Below are 259 nucleotides of genomic sequence, written 5' to 3'. Positions count from 1 at the left end.
CCTCGGCGCCGGCCGCCGCCCGCGGACCGCGCGCGGCCCGGGCCGGGCGCTCGGCCACCGGCGGCAGGGTGCCCTTGAGCGGCCCCCACTCGTTCGGGTCCGGCACGCCCACCGGCTGCATCTTGCGCCGGGTCGAGCCGCCCTCGTGGTCGCTCTCGCCGGGCTCCTTGGCGCCGGGCCAGGCCTTGGCCACCCGGGCGGCCAGCACGAACTCCTTGCGCAGCGGGTGGCCCTCGAAGCCGTCCGGCAGCAGCAGCGG

Annotated in this window: 1 pseudogene; it reads right to left on the bottom strand. The window is 80.3% G+C overall.

The features are described from left to right. Positions 1-259, bottom strand: a pseudogene (locus C7C46_RS33670) (NADH-quinone oxidoreductase subunit C); the annotation flags it as partial.

The organism is Streptomyces tateyamensis (assembly GCF_003205575.1).
GTDB lineage: Bacteria > Actinomycetota > Actinomycetes > Streptomycetales > Streptomycetaceae > Kitasatospora > Kitasatospora tateyamensis.
This window is presented reverse-complemented; position numbering and strand designations above follow the sequence as displayed.